17 protein-coding genes and 2 tRNA genes are annotated in these 18,338 nt (G+C 63.2%); 9 read left to right on the forward strand and 10 right to left on the reverse strand.

All coding sequences use genetic code 11. The annotated features are described in order from the left end of the window. Positions 1-38: 38 nt before the first annotated feature. Genes AC0Z42_RS26135 through AC0Z42_RS26145 form a run of 3 tightly spaced genes read left to right on the forward strand, consistent with a single transcriptional unit; the run spans position 39 to position 3,934 of the window. Positions 39-755 carry a gluconate 2-dehydrogenase subunit 3 family protein gene (locus tag AC0Z42_RS26135; protein WP_485470995.1) on the forward strand — a complete coding sequence of 239 codons (717 nt, stop codon included), beginning with the start codon at positions 39-41 and terminating at the stop codon, positions 753-755. Positions 756-783: 28 nt separating this feature from the next. Continuing rightward, positions 784-2,568: a GMC family oxidoreductase gene (locus tag AC0Z42_RS26140; RefSeq protein ID WP_485470996.1), complete on the forward strand. Its 1,785-nt coding sequence runs from the start codon at positions 784-786 to the stop codon at positions 2,566-2,568. Between the two features lies 1 nt (position 2,569). Continuing rightward, complete coding sequence (locus AC0Z42_RS26145) at positions 2,570-3,934, forward strand: c-type cytochrome (protein WP_485470997.1); 1,365 nt, start codon at positions 2,570-2,572, stop codon at positions 3,932-3,934. A 64-nt stretch (positions 3,935-3,998) separates the two neighbouring features. On the opposite strand, the gene AC0Z42_RS26150 is transcribed toward AC0Z42_RS26145, so the two are convergent. After that, entirely contained in the window at positions 3,999-4,529 is a 531-nt protein-coding gene (locus tag AC0Z42_RS26150) for a hypothetical protein (RefSeq protein WP_485470998.1), read from the reverse strand. A gap of 88 nt (positions 4,530-4,617) precedes the next feature. Then, positions 4,618-5,376, reverse strand: a complete 759-nt coding sequence (locus AC0Z42_RS26155) for an SDR family oxidoreductase (RefSeq protein WP_485470999.1) — start codon at positions 5,374-5,376, stop codon at positions 4,618-4,620. A 140-nt stretch (positions 5,377-5,516) separates the two neighbouring features. Here AC0Z42_RS26155 and AC0Z42_RS26160 point away from each other — a divergent pair, with 140 nt between their 5' ends. After that, the gene (locus AC0Z42_RS26160) at positions 5,517-7,007 is read left to right on the forward strand and encodes an MDR family MFS transporter (RefSeq protein ID WP_485471000.1); all 1,491 of its coding nucleotides are present in this window, start codon (positions 5,517-5,519) and stop codon (positions 7,005-7,007) included. Here the strand turns inward: AC0Z42_RS26160 and AC0Z42_RS26165 are convergent. Next, the gene (locus AC0Z42_RS26165) at positions 7,001-8,089 is read right to left on the reverse strand and encodes an NADH:flavin oxidoreductase/NADH oxidase (protein WP_485471001.1); all 1,089 of its coding nucleotides are present in this window, start codon (positions 8,087-8,089) and stop codon (positions 7,001-7,003) included. The two genes, AC0Z42_RS26160 and AC0Z42_RS26165, sit on opposite strands and share 7 nt — an antisense overlap. 104 nt (positions 8,090-8,193) lie before the next feature. Here AC0Z42_RS26165 and AC0Z42_RS26170 point away from each other — a divergent pair, with 104 nt between their 5' ends. From AC0Z42_RS26170 to AC0Z42_RS26180, 3 genes are all read left to right on the forward strand, one after another. Next, entirely contained in the window at positions 8,194-8,502 is a 309-nt protein-coding gene (locus AC0Z42_RS26170) for an ArsR/SmtB family transcription factor (RefSeq protein ID WP_485471002.1), read from the forward strand. A gap of 6 nt (positions 8,503-8,508) precedes the next feature. After that, positions 8,509-9,897, forward strand: coding sequence for a TolB-like translocation protein (locus AC0Z42_RS26175; protein WP_485471003.1), 1,389 nt, complete (start codon positions 8,509-8,511; stop codon positions 9,895-9,897). A 132-nt stretch (positions 9,898-10,029) separates the two neighbouring features. Further along, positions 10,030-11,160 (forward strand): acyltransferase family protein, encoded by a 1,131-nt coding sequence (locus AC0Z42_RS26180; protein ID WP_485471004.1) that lies wholly within the window; start codon positions 10,030-10,032, stop codon positions 11,158-11,160. 19 nt (positions 11,161-11,179) lie between these two features. On the opposite strand, the gene AC0Z42_RS26185 is transcribed toward AC0Z42_RS26180, so the two are convergent. Beyond that, positions 11,180-11,734, reverse strand: a complete 555-nt coding sequence (locus AC0Z42_RS26185; RefSeq protein ID WP_485471005.1) for a hypothetical protein — start codon at positions 11,732-11,734, stop codon at positions 11,180-11,182. Between the two features lie 165 nt (positions 11,735-11,899). On the opposite strand from AC0Z42_RS26185, the gene AC0Z42_RS26190 reads away from it, so the two are divergent. Both AC0Z42_RS26190 and AC0Z42_RS26195 read left to right on the forward strand, forming a co-directional pair. Further along, the gene (locus tag AC0Z42_RS26190; RefSeq protein WP_485471006.1) at positions 11,900-12,391 is read left to right on the forward strand and encodes a VOC family protein; all 492 of its coding nucleotides are present in this window, start codon (positions 11,900-11,902) and stop codon (positions 12,389-12,391) included. A 108-nt stretch (positions 12,392-12,499) separates the two neighbouring features. After that, a complete protein-coding gene (locus AC0Z42_RS26195) occupies positions 12,500-14,116 on the forward strand; it encodes a hypothetical protein (RefSeq protein WP_485471007.1) in 1,617 nt (538 codons plus the stop codon). A gap of 99 nt (positions 14,117-14,215) precedes the next feature. On the opposite strand, the gene AC0Z42_RS26200 is transcribed toward AC0Z42_RS26195, so the two are convergent. The 6 genes from AC0Z42_RS26200 to tolA all read right to left on the reverse strand — a co-directional run bounded on the left by AC0Z42_RS26200 (position 14,216) and on the right by tolA (position 18,335). Next, positions 14,216-14,291 (reverse strand) — tRNA-Lys (locus AC0Z42_RS26200). Positions 14,292-14,379: 88 nt separating this feature from the next. Next, positions 14,380-14,455 (reverse strand) — tRNA-Lys (locus AC0Z42_RS26205). A 67-nt stretch (positions 14,456-14,522) separates the two neighbouring features. Continuing rightward, complete coding sequence (ybgF, locus tag AC0Z42_RS26210) at positions 14,523-15,281, reverse strand: tol-pal system protein YbgF (protein WP_485471008.1); 759 nt, start codon at positions 15,279-15,281, stop codon at positions 14,523-14,525. Positions 15,282-15,421: 140 nt separating this feature from the next. After that, on the reverse strand, positions 15,422-15,946 hold the full coding sequence (gene pal, locus AC0Z42_RS26215; protein WP_485471009.1) for a peptidoglycan-associated lipoprotein Pal: 525 nt from the start codon (positions 15,944-15,946) through the stop codon (positions 15,422-15,424). A gap of 46 nt (positions 15,947-15,992) precedes the next feature. After that, entirely contained in the window at positions 15,993-17,267 is a 1,275-nt protein-coding gene (gene tolB / locus AC0Z42_RS26220) for a Tol-Pal system beta propeller repeat protein TolB (RefSeq protein ID WP_485471010.1), read from the reverse strand. A 3-nt stretch (positions 17,268-17,270) separates the two neighbouring features. Then, a complete protein-coding gene (gene tolA / locus AC0Z42_RS26225; RefSeq protein WP_485471011.1) occupies positions 17,271-18,335 on the reverse strand; it encodes a cell envelope integrity protein TolA in 1,065 nt (354 codons plus the stop codon). Positions 18,336-18,338 lie beyond the last annotated feature (3 nt).

Consider the following 18,338-nt stretch of genomic DNA (forward strand, 5'->3'; position numbering starts at 1 on the left):
CGTCAGTGCGCGGGCGGGCATGATCGTGAGCAATGACCATGCAAAGAAGAGACGTTTTAACCTCGATGGTAGCGCTGGCCGCCGCCACCGTCAGCACCAGCTCGGTCACCCAGGCCGAAGTCATCAGCAAGGAACTGCTATGGGAACCGGGCGCGGCCAACGCGCCGCAGCCGGCCCGCAAAAGCGGCTTGCTGTACCTGACGCCGGCCGAAGCTTCGGTGCTGGGCGCAATCGCCGATCGCCTGATCCCTGCCGATGAGCTCAGTATCGGCGGCAAGGAAGCGGGCTGCGTAGAGTTCATCGACCGCCAGCTCGACGGCAGCTACGGCAAGGCGATTGCGCTGTACCGCCTGGGTCCGTTCTACCAGGGCACCGACGCACAAGGCCCGCAGTTGCAACATACGCCGGCCGAGCGCTACCGTCTGGGCCTGGCTGCGCTGGCCGACTACACGCACAAGCAGCATGGCAAATCGTTCGAGGCGCTGGACGCCGCTACCCAGGACAAGCTGCTGGCGGCGATGGAAACCAATACGCTGGCGCTGGGCCCGGTCGACGGCAAGGCGCTGTTCGAACTGGTGCTGCAAAACGTGCGAGAAGGCTTTCTGTCCGATCCGCTGTATGGCGGCAACAAAGGCATGGCCAGCTGGAAGATGCTGGGCTTTCCCGGCGCGCGCTACGACTTCCGCGACCAGATGGACAAGAAGGGCCAGAAGCTGGTCTTCATGCCGACCAGCATGGTCGACAACAGCCTGTAGTCGAGTCATACCATAACAAGGATTAATCATGGCCAATACACCTGTCAAGGTACGTGCCAGGGCCGACGCCGTCATCGTCGGTCTGGGCTGGTGCGGCTCGCTGATGGCTGAAGAGCTGTCGCGCGCCGGTTTGAATGTGGTGGCGATCGAACGCGGCGCCTGGCGCGAAGCGGCGACCGATTTCCCACCGTCGGTCGATACCGATGAATTGCGCTGGGACACGCGGCGCAGCATGCTGATGCCGCCGGCGGTCGAGGCGCTGACGTTTCGCAATACATCAAGCGAGAGGGCGCTGCCGATCCGCGACTGGAGCTGCTTCGAATTCGGCTACAACGTCGGCGGCGCCGGCACCCACTGGGCCGGCATGGCCTGGCGCTTTACGCCATTCGATTTCCAGCCGGCGACGATGACAAAAGCGCGCTACGGCCAGCAGCAGCTGGTTGACGGCCTGATCGTGCAGGACTGGGGCGTCACCTACGCCGACCTGGAGCCGTATTACGATCGCTTCGAGAAGATCGCCGGGATCTCCGGCATGGCCGGCAACCTCGATGGCAAGCTGGTCGAGGGCGGCAATCCGTACGAAGGGCCGCGCAAGAACGACTATCCGCTGCCGCCCTTGAAAACCACGCGCCTGACCGATATTTTCGAAAAGGGCGCCAAGTCGCTGGGCCTCAAACCGTTCATGGTGCCGGCCGCGCAAACCTCGGGCGCCTATACCAATCCGCTGGGCGTCAAAATGGGGCCTTGCACGTATTGCGGCTACTGCCTGTACTACGGCTGCGGCAACTGGTCCAAGGGCAGTCCGAACGCCTGCGTGATCCCGGCCCTGATGACGCGCGACAATTTTTCCGTGATCACCAACGCCACCGTCATCAAGGCCAACCTGGCCGAGGGCGGCAAGACGGCCACCGGCGTCACCTATGTCGACAAGGACGGCCAGTACTGGGAGCAGCCAGCCGGCATCGTGGTGTTTTCCGCCTTCCAGGCGCAGAACGTGCGCCTGCTGCTGCTGTCGAAAATCGGCCAGCCTTACGACCATGCGACTAAGCAGGGCGTGGTGGGCCGTGCCTACTGTTTCCAGACCGTCTCGGGCGCCAGCATCTTCTTCGAAGACGAGCAGCTGAACCAGTACATGGGCGCCGGCGCGCTGTCGCAGCAGGTCGATGACTACAATGGCGACAACTTCGACCACAAAGGACTGGGCTTTATCGGCGGCGCTGGCATCCTGGTGGTATCGCGCGGTTCGCGTCCGATAGGCAATACCGACTTTTTGCCACCGGGCACGCCGCGCTGGGGCAGCGACTGGAAAAAAGCCTATACCCACGCCTTCCAGAACGGTACCGTGGTGTTCGGTCAGGGCACCAGTTATTCGCACCAGGATGCCTACCTGGACCTCGACCCGACCTACAAGGATCAATACGGTCTGCCGTTGATGCGCATGACCTTCGACTTCAACGAGAACGACCGCCGCTCGGCCAACTTCATCGAACAGCGCAGCGTCGAGATCGCCAAAGCCATGGGCGCGAAAACCGTGGTGCCGACCAACTCGGCGCGCGGTAAATTCACGCCCTACGACTTCGCCAGCGACCACACCATCGGTGGCGCCGTGATGGGCGAGGATCCGAAAACCAGTGTGCTGAACCGCTACCAGCAAAGCTGGGACGTGCACAACGTATTTGTCTCGGGAGCATCCTCGTTCCCGAACAACGCCGGCTACAACCCGACCGCCACCATCGGCGCGCTGACCCTGTGGACGGCGCGCGCGATCATCGAGCGCTACCTGAAGCAACCGGGCCCTTTGGTAAAGAGCTGACATGAAAAAACATCGAACATTGAAAGTGCTGGCCACGACCGCTGCCGCCACCACGTTGCTGGCAGGCGCCTATGCACTGGCCGCGGGGGGCGTTGTCCCTGGCACCGCCACCGCGCCCGCCGAGGCCGGTGACGGCCTGGTCGGCGCGCCAGCCGGCAAGCAGGCCGAGGCGCCAGCCGCTCCCGGTCGCGACACGGCGATCGCGCGCGGACGCTATATCGCTGAAGCGGGCGACTGCGTGGCCTGCCACACGGTGCCGCACAGCGGCCAGCCGTTTGCCGGCGGCCTGGCCCTGGCCACGCCGTTCGGCAAGCTGGTGGCCAGCAATATCACGCAGGATGCCAGGACCGGCATCGGCGGCTGGACCGAAGAGGAATTCACGCGCGCCGTGCGCCAAGGCAAGGGCAAGCACGGCCAGAACCTGTATCCGGCGATGCCTTACACGGCCTACAACAAGGTCAGCGATGCCGACATGCACGACCTGTGGCTATACATGCAAACCATCAAGCCGGTGGACAAGCCGGTCGAATCGAATCAGTTGCCGTTCCCGTTCAATATCCGCACCCTGATGTGGGGCTGGAATTTGCTGTTTTTCGATACCAGGCCGTTCCAGCCGGACCACACGCAGTCGGCCGAATGGAACCGCGGCGCCTATCTGGTCGAAGGCCTGGCCCACTGCGCCGCCTGCCATACGGACAAGAATTTCCTCGGTGGCGACAGCAGCAAAAAGCTGCAGGGTGGGACCTTGCAGGGCTGGTTCGCGCCCGAAATCACGGGTGACAAGCAGCACGGCCTGGGTGCCTGGTCGCTCGACGACACAGTGGCCTACCTGAAGACGGGCGCGAACAATTTCACGGTGGCGTCCGGCCCGATGGCCGAAGCGGTGGAAAATTCAACCCAGCACATGCGTGATGCCGACCTGCGCGCGATGGCGGTCTACCTGAAAAGCCTGCCCGGCTCGCAAGCCATCAGGCCCGCGCCGGTGGCCGCCAGCGACAAGCAAATGCTGCTGGGCGCCAAGGTCTACGACATCAACTGCGCCGCCTGCCACGCCAGCAACGGCAAGGGCATCGACAGCATGGTGACTGCGCTGGCCGGCAATGGTTCGATCCAGTCGCCGGTCGACAACAACCTGGTCAACGCGATTTTGCGCGGTACGCGCGGCGCCATCACGCACGCCAACCCGACCGGCGCGGCGATGCCCAGCTTTGCCTGGAAACTGACGGACGGCCAGGTCGCCGCCGTCAGCACGTATATCCGCAACAGCTGGGGCAATGCGGCAAGCGCCACCGCCGACAGCAGCGTGGCCAAGGCGCGCAAGCAGCTGGCGCTGCCCGGGCAAACGGTGTTTGCGACCGGCAAATGACGCTGCTGGCCCGGATTCTTCGCTTGCGGTGCTGCGTCCCGCAAGCCGAGGCAGCCTTGAGCGGTTAGTCGAGCAGGAATTTGCCGTTGGCAATGCTCAGCAGATGGTTTTTATGGCCGGTATCGCCAAGCCAGCGAAACCGGATGGACGATTGCACCGAATCGACGGTGAGGGCGTGCAGGATGTCGTCCGAGTTGCCGGTGTCGAGCGTCCGGTTCTGCAGGCAGCTCTGGAGCAGAAAGTCATCCCGCAGGATCGTCCTTGTGCCGTCGTAGGCAAGCAGCAGCAGATGGTCTTCGTAACCTGCGCCACAATATCCCATGGCCTGCGGCTTTTTCGACGGTATCCTGGCGACCAGTACAAAATAATGGCGCGCTGCGCCAGGCGTTGAAAATACCGGCAAGGTTTCATCACTGGCCCGCAACGATCGCCGCGTGCCCTGGTCGAACGCGGCAGCGTCGGAAAACGCAGTCGCTCGACGGCTGTTTTTGCCCGCCGTCTTGCCTGTGTAAATGGTTTCCTGTTTTTCGATCTGCAATGGCGTCAGCGGCGCCGCCACTGACGCCGGCGCGATCGCCAATGCCAGTGCAGGCACGAGCGCCAGGACAACACGCGGCGCGCGCCAATTGACGATTGATCTGCTGTGCATGTGGTTTTCCGATCCGGGCCTGGTACTTCCGTTTTCAGGGCAATGACGCGTTGCGCTTGATGTTCAGCGGCCCATAGCCCTGGCAGGTCGGCATCATCTCGATGCGGTTGACGTTGACGTGTGGCGGCAGGGTGGCGATCCAGTAAGCGGTCTCGGCGATGTCTTCGGCCGTCAAAGGCTGCGTGCCTTCGTAGACCTTGGCCGCTGCTGCGTCGTCGCCTTTCAGGCGCACATTGGAAAACTCGGTGCCGCCGCACAGGCCCGGCGCCAGGTTGGTGGCGCGCACGCCGGTACCGGCCAGGTCGGCGCGCAGGTTCAGCGTGAACTGCTCCACAAACGCCTTGGTGGCGCCGTACACATTGCCGCCAGGGTAGGGCGTGTCGCCGGCCACCGAACCGAGGTTGATGATGGTGCCGCTGCCGCGCGCCACCATCGCCGGCAGCAGCGCGCGCGTCATGGCGACCAGGCCGCTGATATTGGTGGCGATCATGGTGTCCCAGTCTTCCAGCGACGCCTCGTGCGCCGGCGCCACGTTCAGCGCCAGGCCGGCATTGTTGATCAGCACGTCGATGGTTTGCCAGGCGGCGGGGATGCTGTCGAGCGCGGTGCTGATCGAGACCTTGTCGGTCACGTCCAGCAACAGCGGCAGGGCGGCCTGGCCCAGTTCGGCGGCCAGCGCCTGCAGGCGGTCGGCGCGGCGGCCGCTGATGATCACCTGGTGGCCATTGCGAACGAAGGTGCGGGCCATGGCGGCGCCAAAGCCGGCGGTGGCGCCGGTAATAAAGACGATCATTGTGTGTCCTTTTGAGGAGATAAAAGAGATGGCATAAATTGTAGTCGATGCCGGCGACGGCCGTGCTGGCGCCACGCCGGCCGGCTGCGTGCGCGGTTTTGCGCTAGTATGGACGCCCAATAACTGTCGCCCTGACCACAATGAACGACGCACCGCCAGCCACGCCCGCCGCCCCGATCACCGAGCGCGAAGTGCGCGCTGTCTATATCGGCCTGATGGCCGTGCTGGGCCTGGGCGCGCTGGACCAGAGCATTGTTGCCACCGCCTTGCCGCGTATCGTCGATGATCTGGGTGGCATGGCGCATCTGTCGTGGGTGGTGACGGCCTATGTGCTGGCCTCGACCGCCACCATGCCGCTGTACGGCAAGCTGGCCGATCAATATGGCCGCCGGCCAATGATTTTTACCGCCTTGTTGACCTTTTTGCTGGGATCGGTCTTGTGCGGGCTGGCGCAGAACATGACGCAACTGATCATCTTCCGCGCCATCCAGGGACTGGGCGCGGGCGGCTTCATGCCGCTGGCGCAGATCATTATCGGCGACATCGTGCCGCCGGCCGAACGCGGCAAGCGCCAGGGCATGGTGCCGATCGTGTTTGCCGTCACCAGCGTGCTGGGGCCGGTGCTGGGCGGCGTGATTACCGATGCGCTGTCGTGGCACTGGATTTTCTATGTCAACCTGCCGGTCGGCGCGGTGGCCTTTTACATTATTGCAAAGGCGATGCGCAAGCCGGTCAAGGCGCACGCGCACAAGATCGATTACCTGGGTTCGGTGCTGCTGACCGGCGCCATCACGGCGGCGCTGCTGGTGCTGGCGCTGGGCGGCACCGAGTGGCCGTGGGACGGCGTGGCGGTCAAGCTCAGCGGTGCTCTTGCCGTGCTGATGGCGGTCTGGCTGCTGCTGCATGTGCGCCGCATCGATGAGCCGGTGCTGCCGCCCGACCTGTTCCTGAACCGCACCTTCAATATCGCCAGCCTGGTGATGGCGATGACCTTCATGGGCCTGATGGGCGCGAGCGTGTTCTTTCCGCTGTTTTTCCAGCTGGTGATGGGCGTAAGTCCGGCCGAATCGGGCGTGATGACGGTCGCGATGATGGTGGGGCTGGTGCTGTCGTCGCTGCTGAACGGGCGCGTGCTGTCGCGCTCGGGCAAGTACAAGATGGTGCAGGTGGTGGGGCTGGCGGTGGCGGCGCTGGCGTTTGGCGTGCTGGCCTGGGCGATGGAAACGGCGCAGGGTTACCTGGTGATCGAGCCGGCCATCTTTTTCCTCGGTGCCGGCCTGGGCCTGGTGATGCCGAACATGACGATCGCGGTGCAGAATGCCTTGCCCCTGTCGCGGCGTGGCGTGGGTACGGCCATGCTGGCGTTCTTCCGCTCGCTGGGCGGCTTGCTGGGCGTGACGGCGTCCGGCGCCATCCTCGCGCGCCAGTTGCATGCGCATGGCGTGGAGGCGGTGTCGGCGCTGGGCGCGCACGCAGCGGCGCAGACCGTCGAGGTCTACCGCCACGCGATCGCCAGCGTGTTTGGCGCTGGCGCGGTGCTGCTGCTACTGGGCTTGTTCGCCTTGCTGTTCCTGCCGGAATTGCCGCTGGAGGGATTCGAGGCCAAGGGCAAGGCGAACCAGGATCAGTAGCGTTCCAGCCAGTGCGCGTACGGCGCCGGCATGGTCCACGAGGCGCGCGGCAGGCCCAGTTCCTTGGCGGCGAAATACGCCCAGTGCGGATTGGCCAGGTGGGCCTTGCCGACCATGACCACGTCGAGCTGTTCATCCTTGACGACTTGCTCGGCGATGGCCGGCGTGCCGAAGCCCCAGGCCGACGATACCGGTACGCCCGCTTCGCGGCGCACGCGCTCGGCGATCGGACCCATGAAGGCCGGGCCCCAGGGAATTGTCGTGTCGGGGATGGTAAAGCCCATGCTGACGCTGATCATGTCCATGCCGGCGTCCTTGAACTGGCGCACCAGGCCGATCGATTCGAGCAGTGTTTCTTCATCGCGGCCGTCGAATTCGATCACGCCGAAACGGATCGTCAGCGGCAGGTGCTCGGGCCACACTTCACGCACGGCTGCCAAGGTTTCAAGCAGGAAGCGGCTGCGGTTTTCCAGGCTGCCGCCATAGATGTCGTCGCGTTGGTTCGAGTGCGCCGAGAAGAAGCTCTGGCCCAGGTAGCCGTGGGCGAAATGCAGCTCCAGCCATTCGAAGCCCACTTCGCGTGCGCGCAGGGCGGCGTCGACGAAGTCCTGGCGCACGCGGGCGATATCGCCCAGGGTCATGGCGCGCGGCACCTTGCCCAGGCCGCCGCCAAAGGCGATTGCCGACGGCGCGATGGTTTGCCAGCCGCGTGGGTCGCCTTCGGCGATATGGTCGTCGCCTTCCCATGGACGGTTGGCGCTGGCCTTGCGGCCCGCGTGGCCGATCTGGATGCCGGGCACGGCGCCGGCCTTCTTGATTTCCTTGACGATAGGCGCGAAGCCTTGCGCCAGCGCGTCACTCCAGATACCGGTGCAGCCAGGCGTGATGCGCCCTTCGGGCGAGACGGCCGTCGCTTCGACGATCACCAGGCCGGCGCCGCCACGGGCCATGCCGGCGTAGTGCGACAGGTGCCAGTCATTGGCCAGGCCGTCGATGGCCATGTACTGGCACATCGGCGGCACGGCGATGCGGTTGCGCAGGGTGATGTCTTTGAGATGATAGGGCTGGAACAGGGCGGACATGGTGGCCTTTGAATAGTTGATTGAGTTGCACAGTGCTTTAATTCTTTACTTCGAAAGTTTTCGAAGAATGGAAGGAGTATAGCGCATCGTGTATGATTCTGCCCATGCGACCACACAAACACCCTGCCGCCAGCGAATTCGTGCTTGAACGAGTGCTGTACGCCTTGAGCGATACCATACGCCTGGGCATCGTGCTGCACCTGGCCCGCGTTGACGCGGCCGCCTGTGGCGATCTCGATGGCGGACGGCCCAAATCCACTGTCTCGCACCACTTCAAGGTGTTGCGCGAAGCAGGGCTGGTGTGGACGGAAAACACCGGCACCACCCATATGAACCGGCTGCGCCGGGCCGACATGGACGGCCGCTTCCCGGGTTTGCTCACGGCGATCCTGCAGCAATCACCTGAAGGCTGACAACGCATGAAAATCACCGCACGGTGTTGCTGCTGGGGCGCCGCGCTGCTGGTGCTGGCCGGCTGTAATCCTTTTACGGAGCCGCCCACGGGCCAGTACGCCGATGTGCTGGAACGCGGTGAAAAAGTCACCAGGGCCTTGCCGTACGGACAGTTCACCGCCTTGTCGGTCGAGTATCGCCAGGGCGGTGGCTCGCTGATGTCCACCGAAAACCAGTCGATGCGCCTGCTTCATGGTGATCACATTGTGGTCAAGCATACCGACTTCATCGAGCGCTGGACCGACTTCGCCGAACCGGTCTATTTTGCGCGGTTACAAGACCAGCATGGCGTGCTGGCGCTGGTGCATGAACAGGCGGGCAAGCCCGTGGTCGACAAGATCGCCGCCTCCGTTAATGGCTACGAGGGCACCTGGAAGTATCTGCACGGCTTTCCCCTGTCGCCCGGCAGCCGCTACTTTCCGGGACAGCAGTTGCCCGGTTTCCTGGTCAGCGCATTTCCGGTCAGGACCACCGCCTTGCCGCGTGCGCTCAATGGTGGTGACAGCCTGCAACTGCATGTGCTGGCGTCCGTGTCTCCCGACGGCAAGTCGTTTGCCTATGTCGACAGCACAACGGCGCCGTCGGTGGTGATGGTGGTCGATGGCGACGGCCAGCGGCGCGAGCCGATACCGCTGCCGCGCACCTATCTGCCGGAGCTGACCGACGAGCACGCCAACCCCTACCAACCGTTATGGGACTGGTCGCGCACGGCGCTGGCCTGGCGCAGGACTGTCGCGGGCAGCTGGGATGTGCTGCCCAGGCCTGCTGCGCCTGGCGCGGCTGGCGCGCGCCAGGTGATCGAGCAATTGTTCATCGATGAGCAGTCCGGCTATCGCACATGCTTCGCTGCCGCCAACGCCGCCTGCCTGCCGGGCTGGCGCGCCGCCAGCGCCGCCGAGCTGCGCCAGACGTTTGACAAGGACGCTACCGACGCGCCGCCGTTTGCCTATGTACCGTCAGCCCCCGTCAGCGCCTTTGGCGCCCCGGTCAGCCTGTTGCTGCTGTCGAAGACTTGCTGCGCCGTAGCATCCTATCATTTGTATCTGGCTGCGCCACCGGCAGCCATCGTCGCGCAATTGTCCGCGCGCCTGCAGGGCAGCAAGATCCCCTTTGTACGCGTCGATCAATGCGGCCCCCGCACTGGCAACGAGGACAAGTGCGCGGCGCAGCTGGCGGAAAAATTGAAGCGGCCCGAATCGCAGGGGCGCCAGCTCGAGCAGTTGCTCAACACCCTGGAACCGCAGCAGGGCGTGGTGTTCGTGATGCCGACCCTGGCGGTGATGGTGCGCGCCAACGAGCAGGGCGGCAGCATGATCCAGACGCTCATGCGGGCCGATTTTTCACGTGTCGATTAATTTCTAACAGGCAACCGCGCGTCACCTCATTCTCCAGCTCGGCTATCATGTCGGCCTCTCGGGAAAATCTCCGTCCCCGCGCCAGTTCGCGCGAGGGGTGGCGAGAAGTACCTGGCAAGGCAAGGATAGGGCATGACGGCAGCAACAGCAGTTCAGGCGGACCCAAACAATCGTCCGCAGTTTGGTTGGATCAATGTACTGAAGGCGGGCGCGGCGCAACTGATCGTGCTGCACCACCTGGCGTTTTACGGCCCGATGTCCGATTATGTGCAGCCCATGTGGCCAGCCCTGCTGGACTGGCTGGGCGACAGTGCGCGCATCGCCGTACAGGTATTTCTGGTGATCGGGGGCTTCCTGGCCGCCAAGTCGCTGGCACCCGATGGCTTGCCTGGCCTGGCGTCGTCGCCATCGCCCCTGTCGGCGCTCTGGCGCCGCTATGCCAAGCTGGCGCCGCCATTCATCGCCGCCACCTTGATCGCGGCGCTGGCCAATGCGCTGGCGTCCAGCGTGATGCTGCACGATTCGATTTCGGCCCCGGCCACCTTCGGCCAGCTGGGCGCCCATGCCTTGCTGCTGCATGGCGTGCTCGGCTATGAATCGCTGTCGGCCGGCGCCTGGTATGTGGCGATCGACTTCCAGCTGTATGCGCTGGCCGCGCTGGTGTTCTGGGGCTCGGGCCGCATCGTTGGCGAGCGGCGCCTGCCGTGGCTGGTGCCGGCCATCGTTGCCTGCGCCGTGGCCGCGTCGCTGCTGTACTTCAATCTGGATGCCGGCTGGGACAACTGGGCGCCGTACTTCTTCGGCAGCTATGGCCTGGGGCTGCTGGCCTGGTGGGCCAGCGATCCGCGCCGCAAGTCGGGCGCCGTGTTCGTGCTGATGCTGCTGCTGGTGGTGCCGGCCTGGCTGGCGCTGGCGGTGGAATTTCGCAGCCGCATCGAGCTGGCCCTGGCGGTGGCTTGCGTGCTGTTCCTGTGCGGACGCATGAAAGTCGCGTCCGGCGAGCATGCCTGGCCACTGGTCAACTGCCTGGGTCGTATCTCGTATGCCGTTTTCCTGATACATTTTCCCGTCAGCCTGCTGGTCAACACGGCCTTCGTCACCTATGCGCCGCTGGAAGCCGAATGGCAGGCGCTGGGCATGCTGACAGCCTGGGCCGCCAGCCTGTGCGCCGGCGCCGCATTCCACCGCTGGGTCGAAGCGCCACTGGGACGGATGGTGCAGCCGCTGGTGGCCAGGGCGCTGGTGCGACCGGTATCGGCCTGAGTACGCATCCAAGTAGCCCTTACAAGTCGGAAATGCAGGTCCAGCCCAGCTGCTGCTCGAACTGCCGGCGGTAGGCCGTCATGATGGAATGCGGTATGCGCCGCACATAGTCTTGCGCGTGCTGGCGCGCGTCGCCCTGTTTGGCGGCCAGCAGGGCCAGCGCCTCGGTCGCGCTGGGCATGCGCCCGTTTTCGTTGTCGAACTTGGGTGGCAGCGCCGTCCACACCGCTGCATCAAACGGCTGCGACGCCAGCCATGCCGCGATGCGCGACTCTTCCCTGCCGCCGTCGGGCGCGGGAATCGAACCTATCCATTCCGGATGCGCACTTGATGCCTTCTCGCGTACACGCAATTGCGCGCGCGCCGTATCGAGATCGGTGGTTGCCATTGCCGCCCAGAATGTCGGCATCAGGGCCGCGCCGTCGGTGATGACCAGCGCCAGCTCGTCGCTGTCATCGCTGTCGCGCGCAAATTCCAGGGGCAGGGCAGGGCCGCCCGGCTGCCAGTTTGAAGACAGCTGCAAGGCTCCCGGCTTCCACAGCAAGGAACCCCAGCCGATGCAGACAATATTCATGATCTTGGTCGCTGTTCGGAAAGTGTCCAGTTTCCCATAGCTGCGGCGCCGCCATCGCACGATTGCCTGTTAGAAAGGTGCTCGCCGGCGATGGCTTTACCTTGTACATTATCTTCCGGGGGCGATAGTGATGGCTGCCCGAGCCGCTGCCCCACAAGGAGAATCATGATGGCAAAGAACACGATCTGCCTCTGGTACGACCATGACGCGCAAGAGGCCGCGAACTTTTACGCCCGCACCTTTCCAGATAGCAGCGTTGGTGCGATCCACCGTGCGCCGTCCGACTACCCGGGCGGCAAGGCCGGCGCGGCGCTGGTGGTCGAATTCACCGTCTGCGGCGTCGCCTGCATCGGCCTCAATGGCGGCGCTGCCTTCAAGCATAACGAATCTTTCTCGTTCCAGATCGCCACCGAGGACCAGGCAGAAACCGACCGCTACTGGAACGCCATCGTCGGGCATGGCGGCGCAGAAAGCGCATGCGGCTGGTGCAAGGACCGCTGGGGCATATCCTGGCAGATCACGCCGCGCGTCTTGACGGATGCCATGGCGCAGGGCGGCGAGGCCGCCGGCCGCGCCTTCGCGGCGATGATGGGCATGCGCAAGATCGACGTGGCCGCGATCGAAGCGGCGGTGCGGGGAGATGCGGCGCCGTCGTAGTCGGGCAAGGCCTGGACTTGATGCTGACTGTGAGCAAGATGCTATGCTGTAGAACTTGCTAACAGTCAACTCCGGTTCAACATGTCCGTCTTCTACAAAAATATTGCCATGAGAGGTGGCGTAGCCCATCGCGGCCCGGCCCGCATCGTTGGCTTGGTGCTGTCACTCTTGCTGCTGCTAGCGCTGGGCTATTACCAGTTCCCCACGCTGGCGCTCGACTTCAGCGGCATCTATGTGGTTGTATTGATCGCGGCCTTGCCTGCGGTCGCCTTGTCAGGCCGCAAAAGCATCGCCGCGCTGTGGCTGTTCCTGGCCCTGCTGTTTGGCGCCATCGTGTTCCTGACCAGCGCGCCGATTTTGCATGCGAACGCCTACTACAAGATGCTGGGCACGGAGACGCCAGCGAACTTCCATGAGGCCTTGCCGCCGATCGATATCGAGCAGGCGCCGCTGGTGTCGCAGGACATGGCCTTGCAGGCGATGCAAAAGCGCCTGTCCGAAATCGCATCGCTGGGCTCGCAAGTGGCGGTCGGCACGCCAGTGAAACAACTGGTGAAGGACAAGCTGGTCTGGGTCGCCTTCCTGGAACACAGCGGCTTTTTCAAATGGTTTGCGGACGGCGCCACGCCGGGCTACCTGGTGGTGTCGGCGCATGACCCGGCCGATGTGAAGCTGGTGATGGAGCTCGACGGCAAACCGTTGAAGCTGCGCTATCTGCAGTCGGCCTATTTTGGCGATTACGTCGAGCGCCACGCCTATCTGTCGGGCCACACCATGGTCGGCCTGACCGACTTCGAACCGGAAATCGATGACGACGGCGTGCCGTATTACGTCGGCACCGTGTACCAGCACAAGGTAGGTTTTTCGGGCAGCGAGTCGAGCGGCATCATCACCGTCAATGCCGTCACTGGCGACGTCAAGCGCTACAAGATGGGCGCCGAGCCGGCCTGGGTCGACCGCATCCAGGCCGAGGAATTCATCCTCGAGCAGATGCAGGACCGCGGCGAATACGTGCACGGCTATATCAACCTGAATAACGAAGGCCGCTTGCGCGTGGACGGCGTGCTGGACCTGGTCTACGGCTCCGACCAGCGCCCGTACTGGGTCGGCGGCATGACCTCGAAAGGCAAGAACAACGGCCTGTCCGGCTTTTACTTTGTCGACTCGCGCACCAAGGTGGTACGCTGGTTCAAGGTACCCTCCGTATCGCAGGACACCGCCGCCCACGCGGTGGAAAACGTCAACCCCGAAAAGCACTACAAGGCCACCAACCCGCTGCCGTTCCTGGTCAATGGCGCACCGACCTACGTGATGGCGCTGCGCGACGTGCAGGGCGTCTCGCGCGCCTTCGGCATGGTCGACATGCGCAACAACCAGGTCATCGGCGTGGCCGACACCCTGAACGCCACGCTGCGCAGCTACCAGTCGAAACGCTCAAGCAACCGCCTGGCCGCCGACATCGGCACCGAAGCGCACGAAGTGGCGGTGACCGGCGTTGTGGTGCGCATCGCCGCCGAATTCCGCAACAACCAGACCATGTACTACATCACCCTCAACACCGGCGACAAGCTGCTGGGCACCATCTTTACCGGCAGCTCGGACTTGTCGGAAGAACTGGTACTGACCAAACCCGGCGACAAGGTCGAGCTGAGCTACTCGGACAGCAATACGCGGGTGGTGGGGATGAGCAAGTTCCACAATGCGGATATACCGGGGGTGGAATAAGTCTGGATGACCTTGGCTATCGGACGATGGCCAAGGTCCTGAGGCGAGCGGAAAACAAAAAAGCCCACGAACGTGAATTCGTGGGCTTTCTTAAGTATTTGGTAGGCCGTGCGGGATTCGAACCTGCGACCAACGGATTAAAAGTCCGCTGCTCTACCAGCTGAGCTAACGACCCAAAAACTTTTTACAACAACTTCGGTAACACTGTGCAGTGAAAAAATGCTTGCGATGACTACTGCAAGCAGATCATGACTGCGTATTCGTGGTAGGCCGTGCGGGATTCGAACCTGCGACCAACGGATTAAAAGTCCGCTGCTCTACCAGCTGAGCTAACGACCCGAAGAAGAAAGATTATAGGGGGTGCCCGGGGTTCTGTCAAACGCCACGGGCAAATTTTTGCTCCGGATTACTTCTTGCCGCCGCGTTCCTTGGCTGTCTGGGCGGCGCTGGAGTCGGGGTAGCGCGCGATCAGGGCGTTCAGGGTCTTGGTGGCGTTGGCCTTGTCTTTCAGCTCGGTATAGCAGCTGGCGATGTTGAGCATGGCGTCGGGCGCTTTCGGGCTGTCCGGGTAGTTCTTCAGCACCACCTGCTGGGCGCTGATGGCGCTCTTGCAGTCGCGCTGGGCGTAATAGGCGTTGCCCAGCCAGTATTGCGCATTGGCCGCGTAGGCCGATTCAGGATAGCGTTTCACAAAGGCGTCGAGCGCGGTGGCGGCGGCCTTGTAGTCGCCCGACTTGAACACGCCGAAGGCGGTGTCGTAGGACGTTTGTTCGGACACGCCGACGGCCGCTTCCTGGCCGTCGATGGTGACCTGGCGCGGTTCGAGCTTGCGCAACCGGGCGTCGAGGTCGGTATAGAAATCTTTCTGGCGTTTTTGCGTGGTGGCCAGGTCATTGGCCACGACTTCGATCTGGCCGCGCAGGCGGGCGATCTCTTGCATGGTCTGGTCGTGCTGGTTGATCAGCGACAGCGTGCTGGTCTTGTCGGCCTTGGCGTCGAGACGCTCGGTCAGGTCACGCGCCAGTGCATCGACCTTGCTGCGCAGTTCCAGGATGGCCTTGCGGGCTTCGTCGTCGTCGAACAGGGCTGCGTTGGCGTGCAGGGGCAGATAGGCGAATGCGGCCATCAAGGCGGCGGCGAGGCCGGCTTTCGAGAATGTCATCATGGGTCGGGCTTTCAAAAGTTACGCATACATGCAAACAGGGCGCCGGGCGGTATTTCCGCGCAGCGCCCCATTATCATGCCTGTGACTGGCCGCGGGCAAGCATCAAGCTTGCCGCGTCTGGCCAGTCAGCCGGCAAACAATCAATAAACGATGTCAGCGCGGCGGTTTTCAGCCCATGCTGCTTCGTTGCTGCCTTGTGCTTTAGGCTTTTCCTTGCCCAGCGACACGGCTTCCATCTGGCCTTCCGACACGCCCAGGGCCGACAGCGACTTGCGCACGGCTTCAGCACGTTTCTGGCCCAGGGCCAGGTTGTACTCTGCGCCGCCGCGGTCATCGGTGTTGCCTTGGATCAGGATCTTGCGCGCTGGGGTTTTGACCAGGTAGCCAGCGTGGTTTTGTACCACGGCGGTGTCGGCTTCGCGCACGACGTATTTGTCGAAGTCGAAGTAGACGCTACGGTTGGCCAGCACGCCTTTTGGATCGTCCAGCGGATCGACCGAACCGGTCGTCACTGGCTGAACCTGGCGTGGGTCGGCAGCTGCTGGAGCAGCGGCTTGCGGCGCGCGCTCGACGACCGGTGTTTCTGCCAGTTTCACTGGGGTGCTGCAAGCGGACAGCAGGGTAGCTGCGGCGGCGATGAACGCCAGGCTTTTGAAGTTACTCATTTTTATATTCTCCGGGTCAATGGTTAAAGGTGCAACTGTACAGCATTTACTTCATGAAAGGACCCCAGGTGGGTTCCTTGATATTGCCAGCTTGCGTAGTCAAACGCTGTTTGACGCGGCCATCCACCGATACCACTGCCAGCGACTTGCGTCGTCCGGATTCGGTCGCGTACATGATATATTTCCCGTTGGGCGAAAAGCTCGGTGATTCGTCGTTGGCGGTGTCCGACAGGCGCAGTTCCTGGCCACTAGCCAGGTCGAGCGCGTAGAGCTGGAAATTGCCGTCGCGACGGGAAATATAAGCAAGTGTCTTCCCGTCGGACGAGATCCGCGGGCTGATGTTGTAGGAGCCGCCAAACGTCACGCGCTTGGCTTCGCCGCCGCTGACCGACATGCGGTAGATCTGTGGTCCGCCGCTGCGATCGCTGGTGAAGTAAATGCTTTGACCATCGGCCGAAAATTGTGGTTCCGTGTCGATGCCGCTGCTGGTGCTGACGCGGCGCAGTCCGCTGCCGTCGGCATTGACGACATACACCTGGGTGTGCCCGTCGCGCGACAGGGCCACGGCCAGGCGTGCGCCGTCCGGACTCCAGCTCGGCGCCGAGTTGCTGCCTTTTTCATTCGAGACGATGGTGCGCTGGCGCGTCACCAGGTTCTGCACGTAGACGATCGGTTTTTTCTTTTCAAACGATACATACGCCACCTTGGTGCCGTCGGGCGACCATGATGGCGAAATGATTGGCTCGTTCGAGCGCAGCGCGACCTGGATGCCTTCGCCGTCGGCGTCGGCCACTTCCAGGCGGTATTCACGGCCGGTTTGCGTCACGTAGGCGATGCGGGTGGCGAAAGCGCCCTTGGTGCCGGTCAGCTTTTCATAGATATCGTCGGCGATCTTGTGCGCCAGCAAGCGGTTGAACTGCGGCGCGGCCGCATTGTTCATGCTCGACAGCTGGGCGCTCTTGACGGTGTCATACAGTTTGTAGCGCACGTCCAGGCGGCCATCGGCCAGCGCCTGCACGCTGCCGGCGGCCAGCGCGTCGGCGCCGCGCGACTTCCACTGCTCGTAGCTGACGGGCGCCGTTTCCGACATTTCCGCGCCATCGATAATCTTGAACACGCCACTGCGCGCCAGGTCGGCCTTGATGATGCCGGACAGCGATTGCGGCGCTGCCGATTCATTGGCGAAGTTGGCGATGGCGACCGGGATCTGGTTGCTGCCGATACCGGTAATTTCCACGCGCAGCTGCGCCTGGGCGCCGGAGGCCCCCAGCAGCAGGCCGGCGCACAGCACCACGTAACTCATTTTTTTCATGATCATCATTGGCTATTCCTTCATCTCGAATATGAGTTCAATTTCGCGTTCCACGCTGCCGTCTTTTTTCTTCGGCAGTGGTGACGATTTATTAATGGCGTTTTCCACCGAGCTGTCATACGCCGGCAGTCCGCTGCTCTTGATCTTTCGGACAGAAATAATTTCCCCAGTTGGCAGTTGCTCGATCCTGAACACGGCGCGCGGGTTGCCCGGCACGTCGGTGCTACCGCTGTACGCGATATTGCCCTTGATCTTGGCCGTCAGGGCAGCGACATAGCCGCTGTCCTTGCGTGGCGCGGTCGCTTTCGCGGCCGTGCCGGTGGTGCCGTTGCCTGCTGCGCCCGTGATGCGGCTCATCTCATCGGCACGCGCCTTGTCGGCGGCTTTCTTGTCTTCCGCCGCTTTTTTCGCCTTGGCGGCTTTTTCAGCTGCCACCGCTTTTTTCTCGGCCGCTTCCTTCTCGGCCTTTTCCGCCGCGGCTTTCTCGGCTTTTTCAGCCTTTTCCTTCTCTTTTTCCTTTTCTTTCTCTTTCTCTTTGGCCAGCTTGGCTTTTTCCGCCTTGTCGGCCTTTTCTTTCTCCAGCTTCTCGGCCTTGTCTTTCTCTTTCTGTTTCTGCTTTTCCAGTTCGCGCTTTTCTTCCTCGCGTTCCTTGGCTTCCTCTTTGCGGCGCTCTTCGGCGGCGGCTTTGGCTTTCTCTTCCTTCAGCTTGACCTTCTTGCGTTCGAGCGCGATTTCCGCTTCGCGCAGGTCGACCTTCGGCTCGGGCGCGGCCACCGGTGGCGGCGGTGGTGGCGCGGGCTGCTCCACTTCCGGCTCGGGCGGCGGCGGGGTTGGCTCCGGTGTCGGCTCGGGGGCCGTCGTCACTTCGGGCGGCGGCGCGGCATTTTGCACCTTCAGGTCCCACACTTCCGCTTCGACCGCCACCGGTTCCGTATTTTGCCAGTGTACGCCGACCCACAGAAAAAAGAGCAGGCCAAGATGCATCGCCAGCGCCAGGCCCAGCGAGGGCCAGCGGCTGCTTTCGCGCGGCACCCGGTAAGGCGTGCCCATTACATGGTCGGTAGGTTTCGTCTGCAAAGT

It is taken from the genome of Janthinobacterium sp. 1L-D-8-B-C4, from assembly GCF_057291295.1.